At 44.1% G+C, this 18,218-nt stretch carries 13 protein-coding genes; 9 read left to right on the forward strand and 4 right to left on the reverse strand.

Annotated features, from left to right (window positions below):
* Window positions 1–4: 4 nt before the first annotated feature.
* The 4 genes from HXT45_RS01465 (at window position 5) to HXT45_RS01480 (ending at window position 5,735) form a co-directional block, all read left to right on the forward strand.
* Window positions 5–1,222, forward strand: coding sequence for a DNA polymerase III subunit delta' (locus HXT45_RS01465; RefSeq protein WP_421781986.1), 1,218 nt, complete (start codon window positions 5–7; stop codon window positions 1,220–1,222).
* A 407-nt stretch (window positions 1,223–1,629) separates the two neighbouring features.
* Window positions 1,630–2,181: a YbhB/YbcL family Raf kinase inhibitor-like protein gene (locus HXT45_RS01470; protein ID WP_353582419.1), complete on the forward strand. Its 552-nt coding sequence runs from the start codon at window positions 1,630–1,632 to the stop codon at window positions 2,179–2,181.
* Between the two features lie 210 nt (window positions 2,182–2,391).
* On the forward strand, window positions 2,392–4,002 hold the full coding sequence (locus HXT45_RS01475; protein ID WP_421781988.1) for a C69 family dipeptidase: 1,611 nt from the start codon (window positions 2,392–2,394) through the stop codon (window positions 4,000–4,002).
* A gap of 215 nt (window positions 4,003–4,217) precedes the next feature.
* Window positions 4,218–5,735, forward strand: coding sequence for a formate--tetrahydrofolate ligase (locus HXT45_RS01480; protein WP_421781990.1), 1,518 nt, complete (start codon window positions 4,218–4,220; stop codon window positions 5,733–5,735).
* Window positions 5,736–5,887: 152 nt separating this feature from the next.
* Here HXT45_RS01480 and HXT45_RS01485 read toward each other — a convergent pair whose 3' ends face one another.
* Window positions 5,888–6,739: an alpha/beta hydrolase gene (locus tag HXT45_RS01485; RefSeq protein WP_421781992.1), complete on the reverse strand. Its 852-nt coding sequence runs from the start codon at window positions 6,737–6,739 to the stop codon at window positions 5,888–5,890.
* Between the two features lie 175 nt (window positions 6,740–6,914).
* Between HXT45_RS01485 and rsmI the strand changes: the two genes are divergently transcribed.
* Window positions 6,915–7,817 carry a 16S rRNA (cytidine(1402)-2'-O)-methyltransferase gene (rsmI, locus tag HXT45_RS01490; protein ID WP_421781994.1) on the forward strand — a complete coding sequence of 301 codons (903 nt, stop codon included), beginning with the start codon at window positions 6,915–6,917 and terminating at the stop codon, window positions 7,815–7,817.
* 88 nt (window positions 7,818–7,905) lie between these two features.
* Here the strand turns inward: rsmI and HXT45_RS01495 are convergent, their stop codons facing one another.
* Together HXT45_RS01495 and HXT45_RS01500 are read right to left on the reverse strand one after the other, a co-directional pair.
* Entirely contained in the window at window positions 7,906–8,196 is a 291-nt protein-coding gene (locus HXT45_RS01495; protein ID WP_421781996.1) for a hypothetical protein, read from the reverse strand.
* The gene (locus tag HXT45_RS01500; protein WP_004574547.1) at window positions 8,186–8,938 is read right to left on the reverse strand and encodes a hypothetical protein; all 753 of its coding nucleotides are present in this window, start codon (window positions 8,936–8,938) and stop codon (window positions 8,186–8,188) included. The genes HXT45_RS01495 and HXT45_RS01500 overlap by 11 nt, the downstream gene beginning before the upstream one ends.
* Window positions 8,939–9,331: 393 nt before the next feature.
* On the opposite strand from HXT45_RS01500, the gene metG reads away from it, so the two are divergent.
* On the forward strand, window positions 9,332–11,197 hold the full coding sequence (gene metG, locus HXT45_RS01505) for a methionine--tRNA ligase (protein ID WP_421781999.1): 1,866 nt from the start codon (window positions 9,332–9,334) through the stop codon (window positions 11,195–11,197).
* A gap of 997 nt (window positions 11,198–12,194) precedes the next feature.
* On the opposite strand, the gene HXT45_RS01510 is transcribed toward metG, so the two are convergent.
* Window positions 12,195–13,637: an aminopeptidase C gene (locus HXT45_RS01510; protein ID WP_415691583.1), complete on the reverse strand. Its 1,443-nt coding sequence runs from the start codon at window positions 13,635–13,637 to the stop codon at window positions 12,195–12,197.
* 464 nt (window positions 13,638–14,101) lie between these two features.
* On the opposite strand from HXT45_RS01510, the gene HXT45_RS01515 reads away from it, so the two are divergent.
* Genes HXT45_RS01515 through HXT45_RS01525 form a run of 3 tightly spaced genes read left to right on the forward strand, consistent with a single transcriptional unit; the run spans window position 14,102 to window position 17,975 of the window.
* Entirely contained in the window at window positions 14,102–15,085 is a 984-nt protein-coding gene (locus HXT45_RS01515; RefSeq protein WP_032815600.1) for an ABC transporter permease, read from the forward strand.
* 26 nt (window positions 15,086–15,111) lie between these two features.
* Window positions 15,112–16,059 (forward strand): ABC transporter permease, encoded by a 948-nt coding sequence (locus tag HXT45_RS01520; protein ID WP_060787252.1) that lies wholly within the window; start codon window positions 15,112–15,114, stop codon window positions 16,057–16,059.
* 20 nt (window positions 16,060–16,079) lie between these two features.
* A complete protein-coding gene (locus tag HXT45_RS01525; protein WP_421782002.1) occupies window positions 16,080–17,975 on the forward strand; it encodes an ABC transporter ATP-binding protein in 1,896 nt (631 codons plus the stop codon).
* Window positions 17,976–18,218 lie beyond the last annotated feature (243 nt).

The following is an 18,218-nucleotide window of genomic DNA, read 5'->3' on the forward strand; positions in this document are numbered from 1 at the left end:
AGCAATGGACGTTTGGGAATCGGTAGTTGGTCAATCGCAAGTTGTTGAGCGTCTTAAAAAAGTAGCGCAAGGCGATTCAAGCAAAATCGCGCAATCGTGGCTTATTTGCGGTGCAGCTGGATTTGGGTGCGCAAAAGTAGCAAGAGCGTTTGCAGCAGCATTGCAATCGCGCGGAAAAGTCGGAAGCTTCCGTACCGCCGAAAATTCCGCCACTCAAATAAACACTCAAATAAATACTCAAATAAATTCAGATAAAATCGCAAGTGAAGTATTGGCTGGAACAAGCCCAGACGTAAACATTTTAAGCACAGACAAAGTTACAGTAAGCATTGACGAAGTGCGCGAAATAGTGTCCATGTCGGAGCAAATGCCAAGTGTTGCGCCGTGGCGAATCATAATAATCGAAGACGTTGGGCGCATGCTTGAGCGCACAACAAACGTTTTGCTAAAAGAAATCGAAGAGCCAGCACCTCGCACAATCTGGATTCTTTGCGCTGCAAGTGCAGCAGATGTTTTGCCAACAATTAGGTCTAGGTCTCAAATAGTGAATTTGGCGCAACCAAGCGACCAAGATGTTCAAGAATACGTGCAAAAACGCTCGAATGTGGATGCAAAAACAGCGGAAAATGTGGCTCGCATAGCTCAAGGAAACGTTGATTTAGCAATGCTTTACGCAACAAGCGAGCGTGCTAGAAGCGGGCGGGAAGAGCTTATTGCAAGTGTTTTGCGACTTGGACGCGCAATAGATGCGATTATGCTTGCGCAAACGCTAATCGAAGACGCTAAAAGCCAGGCAGAAGATGAAGTGCAAAAATCTGTTGAAGTCGAGCAAAGCGAGTTTTTGCGCATAAATGGCATTAAGCCAACAGATAAAATTCCGCCTAAAATTCGTAGCGCATACAATGCGATTGGCAAAAAAGACGACGTTAAGCGCAAAGTGACTCGCGTAAGCAGAGACGTTCTAAACCGCGCAATAGACGCGATTTGCAGCATTTACAGAGATGTGCTTGTTGTGCTAAACAATGCGCAATTACAAACGCCGCTTGTGAATCAAGAATTTAAAGCAGAGATTATGCAGCTTTCTAAAAAAATTACAGCAGAGCGCGCGCTTAAATGCCTTGATGCGCTTGCGGTGGCTAAAAAGCGGCTTGCTGGCAATGGAAACGCAACGCTTGTTTTTGAAGCACTTTTATGCGCTTTGACTGAGCTTGAAATTGCATAACGCATTTCAAGCTCCTTCAAAGCGTGATTTGGCTCAAATGTAAAGTCCAGTGGACTTTACATGCCAAATCAGCCGAGCGGCTACTAATAGCTGCGCGCGCCAACCTGCCGGAGTGCTTGAAGCGTAGCGCGCGAAGGCAATTTTGCGCGCTGAGCAGCTCAAGGCAGAAGCACTGCTTCTGCGCTGCGAAGACGTGAGCGCAGCTAATCTGCGCGAGCGACACAGCGCGTTGTAACGCGCTAGCGATGGGTCAAATTTGGTACAAAGTGCGGAAGTTTTCCGCTTTCCTGCGAGTTTTTTAATTTTGTGTATTTGTGTACAAGTGTATTTGTGAATCTTCGTATTTTGTGCATTTGTGTAAAAATGAATTATTTTGCATAGTCACAGCGGTAGTAGATACTTAAATTATGAATATTTCTACAGATTTCACCACTATTCCAGACAACTTTGCAAAAGCTGCGCCGGAAGAAAACAAGATTAACGGCATTCCAGTCGTGTCTTTTCCATTTTATGTAGACAAGTTGCCTGATTTTGTGCACTACTTGCATTGGCGATTTGTAGACGACGACGCTATACCAGTGTGCGGATTCCAGTGGATTCATTGGGTTGTGGCAAATGTTCCAGTAGAAGCGCTTATGTTTGACTTTAACGACTCGCGCGCTTTGCAAATTCCGCAAGACTTTTCGCGCACAATGCCAACTATGATTCCAGAAGTTGTGCAAGGGCGAAACTCGCAAGCTAGCCGATTTGTGGGATGCACGGACCCTTCTATTACTATGCGTTACAACGGCCCGCAGCCGCCAGACAAGGATCACGACTACATGCTAGAAGTGTTCGGCACGCAAAAACCTCTTCCAAATCTTAAAGAGGGCTTCTACCTTAACGAAATGATGAATGAAATCAGGCATTATGATTCGTATGTAGACGTTAACGGATTATATTTGCGAGGAAAAGCTTAGAGTTTAAGATTTAGGATTTTAGAATTTTGGTCTTTGTGCTTATGATTTAGGCTTTATATGACTTCGCGCGGATTAATCGCAAGCAGCTTACGACTAGATGTGCGTGTGTAAAATAGTCAAAACTAAGCAAAACTGATCTAAACAAACAAAATTATCTAAAATAATCAAATAACCAAAATAATCAAAAATTAGAAAAATGAGGATGCAAATATGGCATGCACAACAATTTTAGTAGGACGCAAAGCGAGCTACGACGGCTCCACGCTTATTGCGCGTAACGAAGACTCTGCAAATGGAGAGTTTAACCCAAAGCGCTTAGTAGTAGTTAAGCCACAAGACCAGCCTCGCGTTTATAAGTCTGTGCTTAGCCACGTAACAGTAGAGCTTCCAGATAATCCAATGCAATACACAAGCGTTCCAAACGCAGACTTGCGCGAAGGAATTTGGGGAGAAGCTGGCGTTAACGAAGCAAACGTGGCAATGAGCGCTACCGAAACGCTTACATCCAACGAGCGCGTGCTGGGCGCAGACCCAATGGTGGAGCTTCAAAAAGCGCAAGGCAAAGAAGGTGACGCTGATTATAAGCCAGAAGTGCCTGGCGGAATTGGCGAAGAAGACTTCTTAACGCTTGTTTTGCCTTATATTCGTAGCGCTCGCGAAGGCGTTGAGCGTTTGGGCGCGTTGCTAGAAAAGTACGGAACTTACGAGATGAACGGCGTTGCGTTCTCGGATGTAAACGAGATTTGGTGGATGGAAACTGTTGGCGGACACCACTGGATTGCTAAGCGCGTTCCAGACGAGGCGTATGTTGTTATGCCAAACCAGCTTGGAATCGACGAGTTCGATTTGGAAGACGCTTTGGCAGACCAAGAAGAGCACATGTGCTCGGCTGATTTGCTTGAGTTTATTGAAGAAAACCACTTAGATTTGTCGGTAGAAAACGCTTCGCCATTTAATCCTCGAGATGCTTTCGGTTCTCATTCAGACGCTGATCACGTGTACAACACGCCGCGCGCATGGTTTATGGAGCGTTTCTTGAATCCTTATGACGAAGTGTGGGATGGCAAAGACGCGGATCACAAGCCAGATAGCAACGATATTCCGTGGGCGCGTCAGCCTGAGCGCAAAGTGACGGTTGAAGACGTTAAGTACGTGCTTAGCTCGCACTATCAGGGAACTGAGTACGATCCTTACGGCAAGCTTGGCGATGAGCATACGCGTCATCTTTTCCGCCCAATCGGCATTAATCGCCAAAGCCAGCTGGCTGTTATGCAAATCCGCCCTTATATGCCAGAAGCTTTCCGCACAATTCAGTGGATGGCGTACGGCTCTAACCCGTTTAATGCGCTTGTGCCGTTCTACGCAAATGTAAACGAAACTCCAAAGTATTTGGAAGATACAACTACTCGAGTAACAAGCGAAAACTTCTATTGGGAAAATCGCATTATTGCAGCTCTTGCGGATGCTGCATTTAACGACACTGCAAATGCGATTGAGCGTTACCAAGAAGTTGTTGGTTCTCTTGGCCACGCAATGGTTAAGGCTACGGATGCTGCTGTTGCAAAGATTCTTGGCGTTTCTTTGAAGGATTACGAGCCAGAGCGCGAAGGCGATGAAGGTTGTGAAGGCTATTGCGATTTAGTTCGGAATGTGGATGCCATTATTGCGCAGCTTAGAAACGAAGACGTGCGCGCGGCTTTGGCTAAAGCGAACGAGGGTATGGCTGCAAAGTTGAAGAAAGAAACCGATTCTTTGCTCGATACAGTTCTGTACATAACTAGCATGCGCATGAAGAATGGTTTTAATCGCTCCGATCACTAATCGCAAGCCGTTATAGACGTTACTAATAACGCGCATAGTTTTAATGTAATATTGCTATACCACGCCTATGCAATCGTATAGTATAAAAATTGTTCATTTACATTAGCTATGCGCGTTTTATTATTGAGCGCTTATTGAGCATCTGTTATTGAACGTTTGTTGTTGAGTATTTGTTGTTGAGCGTCTATTAGGCGTTTTGCCTGAAAGTGGGGAATATGAGCATTCTTGATTCGTTTACTGCACAATTTGGACTGGTTAAAAAAATCGACGCTTTTGGATTTATGGATTATCTAAAGAGGAATCCAAGCGAGCCAAGAAAGCACGGTAAAGTGTTGCTCGTTACTGCAGATACTCCTCTTAAGGCTTCTAGAGGAGAGGGCAAAACAACCACCACTATTGCGCTTGTAGACGCTTTGCGCGAACGCGGAGTAGATGCGGCGGCTGTTTTAAGGCAGCCAAGCATGGGCATTACTGCGGCGGGTTCTAAAGGCGGCGCTAGTGGCGGCGGAAAGTCATCTCTTGCACACCCAGAGTTGATTGACTGGGGATTGTGCGGAGAAATGGCGGCTATTGAATGCGCGCAGAATTTGCTTGTTTCTTTTGCAGAAAAAGCGATTGACGACGGTATTTTAGACACGATTTTAGTGCCGCGCGTAAGCGAAGTGCCTTCAAGATCTTTGCGTAGTATTGCTGTTGATTTTGGCAAGGGCACGGTTGCAGAGCGCGTTGTATTAACGCCAACTTGCGAACTTATGCAAATCGTAGTGCTTTCTAGAAGCATGGAAGAAATCGCAAATCGCGTATCTTCTATGATTGCTGGAACAAAAGACGGGAATCCTGTTAAATTTGGCGATTTTGTTGACTTGTGGCGAATCACAAATATTCTTGCTGATGCTGTAAAGCCTGCAAAAACAGAGACGATTAATGGTTCTCCGATTTACGTTCATTGCGGGCCATTTGCCAACGTTTCTCTTGGTATTCCAAGCCTTGTAAGCGTTGAGATGGCTTGCGCGCTACACGATGTTGTCGTTGTGGAGGCAGGCTATGGCACGGATGCTGGCGCGCAAAAGTGGCTAGATATTGCTGCTCGCGAGTTCGGCGCAAAGTGGCCTGCTGCTGCGGTTGTTGTTACTCGTGCCAGCACTTGGCGAGATGACGAAACGCTTGCGTGGCGCTACCCGTTCCACGTTTCGCGCCTTGAGTCGCTTGATATTCCTACTTTCCCTCTTGTTAATTTGTGGGATGGGGAAGATGGGCAAGTTCCAGATTTGCTTGAGCAAGCTAAGACTTTGGGATTCCGCAAGCCGATTGTTGGCAATCTTTTCCGAGATGGCGGAGATGGATTGGCAGATCAGCTAGACGATTTTGTGTCTGTGATTACCGCTGATGCTGAAACGAAAGTTCCACAAAGCCGCCGTGGAAAGTCTCTTCGTGAGCGTATTAATCTGCTTTGCTCCGAGGCGTATGGTGTGCCTGTTGAGCGCGTAATCGACAAAGCAGGTTTTGCTGATTCGTTGAAGGAAGCGCAGGATTTGTGCAATAAGGCTGGTGTTGATTTTGATAGCTTGGCTCTTGTTGCTGTAAAGTCGCCAGCAACCATGACAGATGACGATCACGCGCCTGCGGATTCTCGCACTGTAACGCTTAAGAAAGTAGAGGTTCATGCTGGAGCTGGGGTTGTTCAAGTCAACCTTACGGCTTCACTAACAACTCCTATGCCAAAAATTGTGTGATTAAAATTTCTGTAGTGCGTTTGTATCAAAAAACATCAAAATCAAATACAAACACACTACAGTTTTGTGTGTTTATGTAGTGCGTTTGTATTAAAAAACACCAAAATTCGGTACAAACGCACTACATGGTTGCATAGGCACGCCAATCTAGGTTATGAAAGCGGTGCAAATGTGCGATTTAGCCAATCGCAAGCAAGATCAATCCATTGCTGAACTTCTGGCTGAACAAACTCAGGCAGCACTGCTCCATTTTCATTGCGCTTAGCTGTTTCTTTAACCGCCAAAGCCAAGCCATGCGGACCCTTAGGGAACAAATGTGCTTCCACGCTTACGCCAGCTTTAACGCAAGCATTAATAAACATAATCGAGTTTTGAACTGGAACTGTTTGGTCTGTAATTGTTTGCCAAACGAACACAGGTGGAGTCTTAGAATCTACGTGATTTTCCAGCGAAAGCTGTTCAACGAGTTGCTCGCGAGTACTAGAATCTACGTCTCCAAAAAGACGGTCGAAAGTTGGCTTATGCGCGTATTCGCCAGCGGAAATCACTGGGTAAGCAAGCATAAGAGCGTTTGGGCGAACATCATTTGCGTTGTATCCATTTGCTTCCTCAACATCGTCGCTAACGCTAGTCGCAAGATTTGCGGCTACATGGCCTCCTGCAGAGAATCCAATAATCGCCACTTTTTGCGCATCTACATGCCATTCTTTTGCATTATTGCGAATCAATTGCATAGCTTCTGCGGCTTCCAAAAGCTGAGTCGGGTGCGCGCTAGGCACAAGCGAGTATCGCAAAACAAAAGCGTGGAATCCAGCAGCCGCAAACTTCATAGCAATAGGCTCTGCTTCTCGATTAGAAACGCGCAAGAATCCGCCGCCTGGCAAAATCAGCACTGCTGGTCGCGTTTGATCCCCTTCGCTATCTAAATTATCGTCTAAAACATATGCAGTTAGAAGCGCGTTGCTGCCGTCAATACCTTTAATTTGGCGTTCTATAATCTTCATAGTATCTCTTTTCGTTTTGCGCGATTGCAATTTATGTTAAGCATAATTGTTAAGCATAAACTTAAGCATAATTACTAAGCATAATTCTAATCAAATATCTTGTTTTAATGTGCATTATGTGCGTTATTTTATAAATTCGTGTAGAGTCTTAAGAGGTTTTATAAGGAGATTTAAGATGAGTAGTGAAGATAGTTTAGGCAAAGTTGTTCTTGCGGCCACTCCGATTGGAAATATGGGAGATGCTTCTGCGCGCTTGATTAATCTTCTAGAAACCGCAGATATTGTTGCAGCAGAAGATACGCGCAGGCTTTACGACCTTGCAAATCGCCTTGGCGTGCACGTTTCTGGGCAAGTTGTTGCGTATCACGATCACAATGAGCGCAATAAGGCAGATGGTTTACTAGACAAGGTTGAGCAAGGCAGCACTGTTCTTGTTGTTTCCGACGCTGGCATGCCTACAATTAACGACCCAGGGCTTGCGATTGTTCGCCGCGCAATAGAGCGCGACTTGCCTGTTACTTGCGCGCCTGGACCGAGTGCTGTATTGGATGCTTTGGCGCTTTCGGGCCTGCCAACAGACCGTTTTTGCTACGAAGGCTTCTTGCCACGCAAGTCGGGGGAGCGCATGCAGCATTTGCGCTCGCTTCTTTTAGAGAGGCGAACAATCGTGTTTTACGAGGCTCCGCACAGGATTGCGGAGTCAATGGCAGCTCTTCTTGCAGTTTTTGGAGCAGATCGCAAAATGGCGTTGTGTCGCGAGCTTACTAAGGATTTTGAAGAAGTACGTCGCGGAACTATTGAGCAGATTGCAAAAAGCGTAGAAAATGATCCTCCTCGTGGCGAGATTGTGCTTGTACTTTCTGGCGCTAGCGAAAGTGATGTTGCGCAACAAAACGTTGATTTAAGCGTGGATCAGCTTGCGCAAATGGCTTGCGATCTTTCACAAAACGAGGGCTTGCGAATCAAAGATGCTATAACTCGAGTTGTTTCACAAAATCCTCTTTCAGACGGCTCTTTTGCTAATCGTAAAGAAGTTTATGCAGCTTGCTTAAAAATCAAGGAAAATGTGGACAACTAAGTAGGAAATTAAGCCAAAAATGTGCAAATGTGCAAAAGTTGCAGCAATAAAAGCGAAAAATGTGCAAATGTGGAAGATTAAGCAGCAATTAATCCCCATTTTTTGCATATTCGTATGCTTCTAAAAGCACATCTAGACTTTGTTTAACGCCTGGCCCGCCTTGTTGAGATATGTATTCCAGTATTTTTGCGTCCGCGACTGGGTTTGCAACAACCCATTTTCTTAATTCAGGCACGTTCTTAGCAATATGCCATAGCACGTCTTTGCTTGTGTTTTCACAGCACGCGACTTGCGCAGTGAGCACAATTGGTGGTTTTGGTGGCATTACGGGTGGCATTGCGCTCGCTTTATAATTCTTAATATTTGCTTTAATAGTCATAAAGAACGTCATCCTTGTCTATTATGTATTTAATCCATTCTTTTGCCTTTGCAGCGCCTGGAAAATAAGGATTGCTGTCTATGATTTTTTCGCAATCCTTAAAGCTTGTGTTGTATTTTTGAGCCAATTCGCACACAGTATCTACTCTTCTTATTTCTTCGTAAATGTTTTTTGATGGCGTTAGCGCAATGTCGCAAATAGTTCGCGCTGGAGAAGTTACGTGTAAGTCTTTAATCACCCTTTGTTCTTTTTTCATTAGTTTTCTTCTAAACACTTGTAGTCGGTGATCGTACGGCTTTATTCGATAATGACTTTTGGATATTATCTCTAGTATGTTTGGGATTTTTCCGCCAAGCCAAATCCAAGATGCTGTAAATGCGCATGCCACTGTTCCGTTTGGAAGCAGATTTTTTAGCACGTTGCATCGTCCTTCTGGGGTTTTTGCGGTAGATTGCGTAAATCCAGTGCGTATTGAAACGTTGTTGAATGCTCCAAAATTGCATAGTTTCTTCATGCTTAGTGGTCCGGGTAGGTGTTTTGTGTCTATAAGAATAGGCAGCTCCTCGTTTTGTTTTTCCGAAAATAAAATCATCTCTTCGTTTTTGTAGTCTTTATAGTTTTTGTAGTCTTCGTATTCTTCGCGAGTTTTGTATTCTTTGCGTCTTTTGTAGTCTTTTATTGCTTTTTTATTTTTTTCGTCATTGTGTATTGTGCGTTTTTTGTTCAACGTTGAAGTGCTCATGTTTCTCCTTTCTGCGTAATGTGCTTAATACGCCAACTTTTTAGTGACGTAATGTTTTAGTGCCGTAATTCTGTAGTGTTCTGCTGTTCTAGGTTTTAATTTTCTAAGTTTTATACACAATATCGTGTTTTACTTTTTTGTCTACGCGATTTTTTGTAATTGTGGAAAAGTGGATTTTTAGTTTTTTACATAAAAAAATGTGGCTATATGTGACTAAATCATATGTGATTAAATGTGGCTTGCGATTGTGTGTAGTTGTGATTGATTACACGTGATTATTCTTGATTTATCTACTTTGCTATGTGATTTTATAGTGATTTTATAGTGATTTTTTAGTGTGATTTTTCTGTGTATTATTTAATGTGTCCTCGCTGAACAAGATAATATTTGGCTATGAGTCATATTTTGGTGAATGTTGCATGGCCTTACGCAAATGGCCCTCGTCATATTGGTCACGTTGCAGGATTTGGTGTACCTTCCGACGTGTACGCGCGTTACGAGCGCATGAAGGGAAACAGCGTGCTTATGGTTTCTGGAACAGACGAACACGGCACGCCGATTTTAGTTGAGGCAGATAAAGAAGGCGTGAGCGCGCAAGAGCTTGCAAACCGCTATAATCGCGTGATTACTAAAGACTTGTGCGATTTGGGTTTAAGCTACGATTTGTTTACGCGCACAACAACAGCAAATCATGAGCATGTTGTTCAAGAGATGTTCCGCCAGTGCCTTAAGAATGGTTATATTTACAAGGGAACTCAAAAGGTTGCGATTTCGCCTTCTACAGTCCGCACTCTTCCAGACCGCTACATTGAGGGCACTTGCCCGATTTGCGGCGCGGACGGCGCGCGAGGCGACCAGTGCGATGCTTGCGGAAATGAGCTAGACCCAGACGAGCTTATTAATCCTGTTTCTAAGATTAACGGCGAAACTCCGCGATTTGAAGAAACAGAGCATTACTTCCTTGATCTGCCTGCTTTAGCAAGCGCAAACTTGGAGTGGCTTAATTCCAGGGATGGTTGGCGTACAAATGTTATTAACTTCTCAATTGGTCTGTTTAAGGAAGTTAAGCCTCGAGCAATTACGCGAGACATTGATTGGGGCATTCCAGTTCCTGTAGAAGGCTGGATTGATAACCCAAATAAGCGTTTGTACGTGTGGTTTGACGCCGTTATTGGCTACTTGTCTGCTTCCATTGAGTGGGCGCGTAGGCAGGGCAAGCCAGACGCTTGGCGCGATTGGTGGTGCGATCCTAAGTCTCCTGGCTACTACTTTATGGGCAAAGATAACATTACTTTCCATTCTCAAATTTGGCCTTCAGAGATGCTTGCGTATAACGGCGCTGGCTCTAAAGGTGGCGAGGCTGGCGTTTATGGCCCACTTAACATGCCAGAGCAGGTTGTTGCTTCCGAGTTTATGACTATGGAAGGCAAGAAGTTCAGCTCTTCGCGCGGAATCGTGATTTATGTTAAAGACATTTTGGCGCGCTACCCAGTGGATGCTGTGCGCTACTACATTTCCGTTGCGGGTCCAGAAAATTCTGACGCCGACTTTACTTGGGCAGAGTTCGTTCGTCACAATAACGAAGAGCTTGCAGCAAGTTGGGGCAATCTTGTTAATCGTGTTGCAAATTTGATTAATAAGAATTTTGGAGAGATTCCGCCGTTGGATGAAAATTCAATGACAGATATGGATCGTGCGCTTTTGGATCAAACTTCTAACGCTTTTGAGATTGTTGGCGGTTTGATTGAGCGTCATCATCAAAAGAATGCTCTTAATGAGGCTATGCGCGTTGTATCGGATATAAACAAGTATATTTCTGCTACGGAGCCTTGGAAGATTAAGGATGACGAGTCTCGTCTTGGAACTGTTTTGCATGTTGCTGCACAAGCTGTTTCGGATGCTAATCATTTGCTTGCTCCATTCTTGCCTCATTCTGCGCAAAAAGTTTGGGAAGCTCTTGGCGGCACGGGCGTGTTCTCGCCGCTTCCAAGAATCGAAGAAGTGACTGATTTAGATAATCCAGATTTTAAGTACCCGATTATTACTGGCGACTATGAGCTTGGAAAGACTGTTCATCCATGGGAAAGTGAGCCGTTGGTTACTGGCACTCCTGTTGCTAAGCCAACTCCGATTTTTGCCAAGATTCCTAAAGAGGCGATTGATGAGGAGCTTGAGCGTTTTGAGTCTGCACTTGCTGCTCGTCGTAAAGCTGACGAAGAAAGATTGGCTGCTGCAAAAAAATCGTTGGAATCTGAGTGATTTTAGCGAAAAATTTTAAGGCATAGTGACGTATGTAACAAAAAATTGGCATACTGCCAGGAATATGAAAAAATTTTCAGGAAATTTTTAGTTTATATGCGTGTTTTGCGAGAAAAATGTGGTTATAATGAATATTGCTGATGGTTCTTCCATCAGTGAGGTTCGTTCGCGAACCCCATAACTGAAACCTTCTTCTCTCTTTCTCTCTGCCCCGGTGGGTTTTCTCTTTCCCACCGGGCTTCTTTTTATCTTTTTCAAGTGTTCGCCGCTTACTCATGACTTCAATCTGCAAAATGTGTCATTTTTCTCTTTCTGTTGTGCATTTTGTTGTGCATTTTGTAGTGCGTTTGTACCTAAAATACGGCGTGTCGCCATACAATCGCACTACAGTTTTGCTTGTTTGTGTAGTGCGTTTGTATCAAAAAACACCAAAATCAAATACAATCGCACTACAGTTCTGTTTGTTTGTGTAGTGCGTTTGTATCAAAAAATACGGAAATTCGGTACAATCGCACTACATAAACTCGAGAATCTCAGGCGACTAGCGATGCGCAATTGTTCAAGCACGTAAGAGGGCTGGGTGATTCTTGGTCGAACAGTATAAGAGCGGCAGCCGATACCAAACAATCCAATGGCTCACGCCTACAAACAAGCTTCAACCAAAAATAAAATTAAAGCTAAATCGGAACAACCGCAACAACAAAAAACACGTAAGAGGCGGAGCGTTGTGCGAATCGACGACTTCGAGCTGCATAATGCGCGAGAAGTCACCTCGATTCGCTGAGCCGCTTAAATGTAAAGTCCAGTGGACTTTACATGCGGCGAAGGAGTGAGCGCGGCCAATCCGCGCGAGCGTAGAAACACCCAGCCCTCCTACACACCAAATAGGAAGTCGCGCAACGCTAAATAGCATGCATTCAGTAACAAAAAACGCAGACTGCATTTGTAATTTGCGAATGCAATCTACGTTTGTAAATCAGCGTGTGCTAAATAAAGTTTAGCGGCAGCGCTTTGTAAGTGGCGTCCATGGGTCAAGCATTACAGGCTCTTGATCCAGTATGGCTCGCGTTGCTTCATCAAGATACTTCTTGTTAATAATGATTTCTGTAACGTAGCGGTCAAACCACTGCGCTGATCCAACGTAGTATCCATCTTCGCCGTTATCTTTGCCCCAGCTGTTTTCAATCTTCCAGCGGTCTGGCTCGCCATCTTTATTAAGATTTACGCCAGTAAAGGTCATTGCGTGGTTGCCTGGGCAATCCATGTACTCCAAACCTTTAGCTTTGTCGAATGTAAACTTTACGTCGAATAGCTCGTCTACGCGCACAACTGCTGGGTCAAAGAAGCCCTCTTGCCTTAGTGAGAATTGCGTGCAATCACAAGCAAACCAAATTGGGTGTCCGTCTTTTAGCTGGTCAACAGCGGCTTTGCGGAACACTTCTAGCGCAACGTTCGCAAACTCCATTTCCTTAGTCTCTGCAACGTTTGTTGTGTACTTAAGTTGATAGAGTTTGTTGAACGGAGTGCGTTCCATTGGGGAGTTGCACAAGCTTACAAAGTCGTTTACGTCTACCGGCACGTACTTCTTTGCAAACTCGAGTGGCGTAATGCCGTATTCGCAAATCATTGGGCGATCGTCTTTGCCGCTCTTTGGCTTATCATCCTTCTTTTCGCCGCCCTTAGATTCGCTATTTTCGCCGCTCTTCTTATCGTCCTTCTTATCGTCGTCATCTTTAGTGCGTGCAAAGAAGTCGAAACGCTCTGGTGGCTCGCCAAGAGCAATCGCGGTCATGCGATACACAGTTTCCAAGTCGCGAATCTTCATTTTTCGCAACTCTTCCATAGAAGTGCCATTCTTGTGTGCCTCGCGCAATTCGCATGCAAACTCGCGAAGCTTGCTGTTAATGTATTGCACGAATGCTTCGGAATCGGTAGCGTTTTGCGAATCTGGGTATGCGCTCTTTGGCATAAGTCCGTACTTGTTTACCAAGTTAACGAACATCTGCCACCATCCGCCGTCGTCAATCGGACCGTAGTTAATGCTCTCAAAAATTCGGCTATCTAATGTCTCATCTAAAGTCGCTAAAACGTTTTCCAAGTATGCGTTTGCTTTTTCAATCTTGTCCCAGAAGAACAAGTAGCTTTCGGAAAACTCAAAGTCTTCTAAATTCCACTTATGCATAAGCTCGTAGCGCAAAGTGTTAAGAGATGCAAACATCCAGCAACGTCCAGAATGCTGCTGATTTGTTATTGTTCCTTGCTTTAGTTCTATAGAAAATTCGCGTGGAAGTGCGCGCTGACCCTGGTAGCTTGTTGCTGCTTTAAGAACGCCGCTCGATACCGAAGCGTTTGCTGCTACTCGATTTGCTCGCTGTTCGTTAAAATGCTTAGAATATTCGCGAACGTCGTTTAGTGTAACGGCTTTTACGTTTTCAGACATATATCTCCTTTATCTTGTTAAAAACAGTGAATAAGCGTTATTGTAGCTTGCTCAATGCACGAGTCGCGTTTTGCGCGGCTCAAATTGTTCGCGAGTGTTCGTGAGTTTTCGTGTTTCGTTTATGTAAAATATGTATTTTTATGCGTTTGCGGCGATTTGCGAAACTAATTTTCGTAAATTTTAAGTAATTTCGTTAAATATTTTGATATTTTGCCAATTTTATGTATTAATTTTGACTAAGATTACTATTTATTACGTGTTATTACATGTTTATTTTAGGTAATGTACATAGGTTAGCTAAAAATATACTAATTACACGTCCAAATTATTAGGGCTTACTTAAGTGTGCCTTGAACGCTTATGATTTGCCTTTTTGATTAGTGATTAAATGATGGCAGTGTGCAAGCGTAAGTTTGCAGTTACCAGATGGAGGTAACAATGTTTAGACGTAGAAAAGAGTCACAATGATACGATACATCGTTAAACGATGCCTGAATTATGTTGTGATGCTGTTTGTATCCGTATCCATGACGTATTTCTTGGCAAGTGCATTTATGGATCCGAGATCGAACTATATGTCTAGGCATCCGCATCCGCCAATTCCTTCGATTAACCGTTCTTTGGATTTGGCAAATATTAACGACCAAACTCCAGTTATTACAAGGTATTTGCGTTGGATTACTGGTGTTCTTACTCGTTGGGATTGGGGATTAAGCCCAGAGCAAGCGCCTGTTGGTCCTGCGATTGCTGCGCGAATCGGCGCATCGGTGCAGCTGGTTACTTGCGCAACTGTTCTTGGTATTGTTTTAGGCGTTAGCGTTGGTGTTTATACCGCTATTCGCCAATATAAGTGGCAAGACAGGGTTCTTAACTCTATTGCTACGTTCTTGCTTGTTGTTCCAGCAGCCGTGTTTGGATTACTTATTGTTTTAGCTGCGATTAGCATTAACAACGCTGCTGGTTCTCGTTTGTTCTTTGTTACTGGATTACATTCCTATCAGGGTTCTAATCCTATTGCTTTTATTCTTGACTTCTTGCAGCATTTGATTTTGCCAACAATTGTTATGACCGTTCCTGGCATGGTTGGCTACCATCTTACGCAGCGCACCTATTTGCTCGACACTATGAATGCTGATTACGTTCGTACTGCTCGCGCTAAGGGTTTGCCTCTAAATGTGGCTATTCGTCGCCACGCTTTGCGTACTTCTTTGATTCCTACGGCCGTAGACGTTGCCTTCTCGATTGCAGGCGTGTTTACGGGTGCTGTGATTACCGAAACCGTGTTTGCAATTAACGGTTTGGGTAGCTACTTCGTACAAACTATTTCTAATAACGACATTAATGGTTCTGTTGCTATTGCTGCGTTCGGAGCCGTGTGTACTTTGGCTGGAGCCTTGTTGGCAGATATCTTCTCCGCTTGGCTTGATCCTCGTATTCGTTTGAGCTAATTGCGCAACAGTGTAGGTGTATTGATATGAGTAAAAAAGATGTATCTTCAAAGACTCAAGAGTCTGCTGCCGATAAAAAGGCAACTGCTAATTCTTGGGGTAATTTTAAGCGCACAGGCAAAATAACGCTTTATACGCGTCGCTTCTTTAGGCGTCCATCCGCTGTTGTTGGCTTAGTCTTGCTTGTGTTTTTGATTCTTCTTGCGCTGTTTGGCTCTAAGATTAGCAAGTGGGGCTACGACGAGCCTGATTTTACGGCTCTTGCAACTCCTCCTAGCGCCGAGCATTGGCTAGGAACTACGCCTGGCGGATCAGACATGTATGCAATGGTTGTTCGCGGACTTGGTCGCTCGCTTTCTATTGGTATTGTAAGCTCCATTTCGATTACGATTATTGCTGCTTTGGTTGGTACTGCTATCTCGTACTTTGAAGGCTGGTTTGAGCAGGTTGGCATGTGGGTTCTAGACATGCTTTTGATTGTTCCATCCTTCTTGCTTATTGCTTTGATTGTTAGCTCCGCTACTGGCGGCAACGACTGGCTGTGGCTTGCCTTTGGTATGACTTCCTTTGGCTGGATTGGTTATGCTCGTACGCTTAGAACTTTGACTTTGAGCTTGCGTGAACGTGAATATGTGCGTGCCGCTAAGTTTGAAGGCGTTTCTTCGTTCCGCATTATTGTTCGCCACCTTGTTCCAAATCTTGGTTCCGTTTTGATTATTAACACGGTTCTTGGTGTTATCGGCGCAATCAACGGCGAAACCGCATTAAGCTTCTTGGGTCTTGGTATTAAGGCTCCAGATACTTCTTTGGGTACTCTTCTTAATGTTGGTCAAAGTAGCGTTATGACGTCTCCTTGGGTTCTTTTGGTTCCATCGGCTGTTTTGGTTATTTTGACTTTCTCCGTTCAGCTTATTGGAGATGGCTTGCGCGATGCGATTGATCCATATTCTAGGTCTGTTGGCAAGGCCGAGTAAGGCTTGTTGGAGGTGTAAACATGACTGATATGGGTAATAACGCAATTAAGGAAGACTTTGCAATGGAAAATCAGAACAACGAACCACTTCTTTCTGTACGCAACTTGCAAATTAGCTTTGCTTCGGAAGCTGGTACAGTTCACGCTGTTCGCAATATGAACTTTGATTTGTATCGCGGCAAAACAATTGGTATTGTTGGCGAATCTGGATCTGGTAAGTCTGTTACTTCTTTGGCTGTTATGGGCTTGCTAGATAAGAATGCTTCTGTTAAGGGTTCTGTTGTTTATAAGGGCGAAGAGCTTTTAACAAAGTCTGATGCAGAGATGAGTAAGATTCGCGGTAAGAACATTGCAATGGTGTTCCAGGATCCTCTTTCTGCTTTAACTCCAGTGTTCTCTATTGGAGATCAGCTTAAGGAAGCTTTGGTTATTCATAATCCAAATATGACCGAAGATCAGATTCGTGATCGCTCTATTGAGCTTCTTAACTTGGTTGGTATTACTAAGCCAGCTGAGCGCTTAAAGGCGTTCCCTCATGAGTTTTCTGGTGGCATGCGTCAGCGCGTTATGATTGCAATGGCAATCGCGAATAACCCAGATATTATTATTGCTGATGAGCCTACTACCGCTTTGGATGTTACGATTCAGGCTCAGGTTTTGGATGTTTTGAAGAAGGCTCAGAAAGAAACTGGCGCCGCAATGATCTTCATTACTCACGATTTGGGCGTTATTGCTGGCGTTGCAGACGAAGTTATTGTTATGTATGCGGGTCATTTGGTTGAGCATAATAGCGTTGAGGAGATTTTTGCTCACCCAACTCAGCCGTACACAATCGGCTTGCTTGGTGCTGTTCCGCGTGTTGATCAAAAGCGTACTCGCCGCTTAACTCCAATCTCTAAGCCAACAATGGATATGTTGATGGCAGAAGAAAAGAGTGGAGATACCAGCGATATGATGGGCTTGGAAGCAGAAAGCGAAACTGTTCGTGCACTGCTTCATGCAGAAACCGAAAAAACGATTAAGCCAATGTTTGAGGGTATTCCTCGCGAGGATCGCAAGGTTGTTTTGGATGTTAAGGGCTTAGTTAAAACATTCCCGATTACAGGTGGCGGTTTCTTGCGACGTAAGGTTGGCGAAGTTCGCGCTGTTGATGGCATTGACCTTGAGATTCGCGAAGGCGAAACTGTGGCTCTTGTTGGAGAATCTGGTTCTGGTAAGTCAACTACTTTGATGGAAATCATGAGCTTAAAGAAGCCAGAAGCTGGCTCTATTACAGTTTTTGGCACCGAGCTTAACGATAAGTTGACTAAAGAGCAGCGTCGCGAGCTTCGTTCTAAGATTCAATACGTGTTCCAGGATCCTATGAGCTCTCTTGATCCTCGTATGCTTGTTTACGATATTTTGGCAGAGCCTCTTCATGTTCAAAAGAAGTCGAAGGAAGAGATTCGTCAGCGTATTGCGGAGCTTATGCAGCTTGTTGAGCTGAATCCAGATCAGGTTGATCGCTTCCCAACGCAGTTCTCTGGTGGTCAGCGTCAGCGTATTGCTATTGCTCGCGCTTTGGCTGTAAACCCTAAGCTTCTTCTTCTTGATGAGCCTGTTTCGGCTTTGGATGTTTCTATTCAGGCTGGAATTATTAACTTGCTTGAAGATTTGCAAGATAAGCTGGGCGTTGCCTACTTGTTTGTGGCTCACAACATGGCGGTTGTTCGTCATATTTCTAGCCGAATTGCTGTTATGTACCACGGACGCATTGTTGAATCTGGCGAAACGGATGAGGTATTCGATAATCCTAAGCATCCGTACACTAAGGCTTTGATTAGCGCTGTGCCAATTCCAGATCCTGTTATTGAGAAGAATCGCAAGCGTATTATTCTCAACGAAGAAGATTCGTTTGATGACGTTGCAAGCGTCTGATTCTAATCTTTTGTGAATACGCCTAAACTTTTGTTTAGGGCAAGTTTGATCGCGTGTGTTATGCAAGACACACGCGATTTTTTGTTACAGGCGCATAAATTCTAAAAAAAGTAATATATTTTGTTTTTTAATCAAAATAAACTAAAAAATTTTCTGTTTTGCGGTTTTCTGTGTTTAATTTTCTTTTTTCTGGATTAAATCTTAAGTAACAAAAGTTTAAATTCAGCATTTGTTAAAAAAGTC

Source organism: Gardnerella sp. DNF01199S (assembly GCF_049244155.1).
Classification (GTDB): Bacteria; Actinomycetota; Actinomycetes; order Actinomycetales; family Bifidobacteriaceae; genus Bifidobacterium; species Bifidobacterium piotii.